The organism is Microbacterium sp. Bi128, assembly GCF_918698205.1.
The window spans coordinates 1-2213 of record NZ_CAKKMM010000846.1 but is presented as its reverse complement, the minus strand read 5'-3'; the positions used below and the strand labels follow the sequence as shown (position 1 = coordinate 2213).

Here is a 2213-nt window from a genome sequence, read left to right as displayed (position 1 = left end):
ACCGAGAGCGCCTTCGGGCCCGCCACGGTGTCCAACCCGAAGCTGCTCTGGGCGTTCGCGTGGGCCGTCCTCGGCTCGATGCTGATCACCCAGATGAAGGTGATGCAGGACCTGTTCGGCACGCTGCCGCTTTCCGGCCAGCAGTGGCTGCTCTGCCTGGTGCCGGGCGTGGTGCTGCTGTTCCTCGGTGAAATCTTCAAGATCATCCTGCGGGCCCGGCAATCGAAGGGCCGGGCCGCAGTCCCGGCTCCCCCCGTTCCGGCGTGAGAGTGCTGCTCCGGCGAGAGTGCGACTGCCACTGTTGAGGGCCGGAACGCGATGTTCCGGCCCTCAACAGTGGCGCATACCGGCTGTGCCGGGGCTAGCGGACGAGGCCCGTCAGGACGTTCTTGGGCCGCTGCATCTCGCCGTGCTTGGCGCCGAGCACGATCACCCAGCCGGCGAATACAGGGATGGTCCACTGCAGGATCTTCAGCTGCTGCTGCGCGGAACGGAGTTCCTCGGAGGCACCCGGCTTCGGCTCGGTGGCACCCTTGGCGCCCTCGGCGGCCAGCTTGTCCACTTTGGCTCCCTGCAGGCCCGCGTACAGGGTCGCAGCGGCTCCGGCGAGGGTGACGACGGACTTGTAGACGCTCAGGCGCGTGACGCCGTCCTGCTTGGCCATCCGGCCCTTGTTCTCCCACATGACGGCGAGGCCCGAAAGAAAATGCGCCCCAAACGCCGCCGTCTGGTACGGCGCCCACTTCTTCCAGCCCAGGCTTGAGAGGCGGCTACGTTCCGCCGGGTCCTTGGCAGCAGCCGTGGCACCGTTGAGCCCAATGGCGCCCATCAGGGAACCGCCGAACCAGGCGGCCGCCGTCAGGTCGTGAATGGATCGGGCAACAAGATTACCTGCCATGTTGAGCTTCCTATCATCTGTCTTCGAATCCGAATCGCAGGGGCAGCAAGGCTGCCGGTCCGCGGCATGTCCACGAGCGGGGCCATGACCCGGCTATGGTAAGCACACTTACCAAAAACGCGGTAGTCCAAGCGGCTGCCACTTCGCCCCGCGTAGAATCGGCGCCATAGCCACACCGCCGTAAGGCACAACACCGTTCCACCGGACCAGATGAGGAATAGCCGCGTCACCATGGCAGAAGAAGAGTCCGGGATCGAAGCCGCCATCGGCGACGCCGTCGACACCGCGGAGGCGGCGTCGAACAGCACCGCGCTCGACGTCGTCGCCCGTTCCGGATTCGCGGTGATGGCACTGCTTCATATCGTGATCGGGGCCATCGCCGTCGCCCTGGTCCTGGGCGCGCCGGGCCAGGCCGAACCCACCGGCGCCATCGAACAACTCGCCGCCAACCCCTGGGGTCCGGTGGTCATGTGGGCGGCCTGCATCGCCTGCGCGGGCCTCGCGCTCTGGCAGCTGAGCGAGGCGACGCTCCGGGGCCGCCACCTGCCGCGCCGGGAGCAGTTGGGCAAACTCATTTCCTCCGGATTCCTCGCCATAGCGTACGGGAGCGTCGGGCTGAGCTTCGCGGGCTTCGGGCTCGGCCAGCGCGGCGATTCGGGCGACTCGACCCGGGATTTCAGCACGGCCCTGATCCAGTCACCGCTGGGGGTTCCGGCCCTTGTCGGCCTCGGGCTCACCATCATGGGAATCGGCGTGTATTTCGTCGTCAAGGGCTTCGGGAAGAAGTTCAAGGAGGAACTGCAGCACTTCGAGGGGACCCGCCGCGGCAGGGTGATCAGCGCCCTTGGCGTCACCGGCCACGTCTCCAAAGGGCTGGCGCTGATCCTGACCGGGCTGCTCTTCGTCGTGGCCGCGGCGACCAACAATCCCGGTTCCTCCACCGGCCTGGACGGCAGCCTCAAGGCGCTCCGGGACCACCCCTTCGGCCCGTACCTGCTCCTGGCAATCGGGGCCGGGTTCATTGCCTACGGCGTGTTCGCGCTGGTCCGGGCGCGTTTCGGCCGGATGTAGCCGCCGCCCTGGGTGGGGATTTTCTTGTTTGGCATCTGCCCGCGGGACTATCGTGGAGCTACCCCGGGCCGGGCTGGGACGGCCACCGGCGGCAGGTCTCGCAGAGGCATGGCATGAGCTACGTTCCGGTGAGCAGACGCACCCTCCGACGGCATCGTGAATCTGAGCGGTCCACGCGGCGGCTCGTGGCCGCCCTGTCCGCCGCGGCCGCCGCGGCCTGGCTGCTCTCGGTCACGTTGTCCAC

At 67.7% G+C, this 2213-nt stretch carries 3 protein-coding genes; 2 read left to right on the top strand and 1 reads right to left on the bottom strand.

Annotation, left to right across the window (positions count from 1 at the left end; translation table 11 throughout):
• Nucleotides 1–267, top strand: a 267-nt coding sequence (locus LQV45_RS27070; protein ID WP_230009854.1) for a cation transporting ATPase C-terminal domain-containing protein, incomplete at its 5' end; no start/stop codon positions are given.
• A 94-nt stretch (nucleotides 268–361) separates the two neighbouring features.
• Here the strand turns inward: LQV45_RS27070 and LQV45_RS27065 are convergent.
• Complete coding sequence (locus tag LQV45_RS27065) at nucleotides 362–898, bottom strand: hypothetical protein (protein ID WP_230009853.1); 537 nt, start codon at nucleotides 896–898, stop codon at nucleotides 362–364.
• Nucleotides 899–1129: 231 nt separating this feature from the next.
• On the opposite strand from LQV45_RS27065, the gene LQV45_RS27060 reads away from it, so the two are divergent.
• On the top strand, nucleotides 1130–1969 hold the full coding sequence (locus LQV45_RS27060; RefSeq protein WP_230009852.1) for a DUF1206 domain-containing protein: 840 nt from the start codon (nucleotides 1130–1132) through the stop codon (nucleotides 1967–1969).
• Nucleotides 1970–2213: the final 244 nt, after the last annotated feature.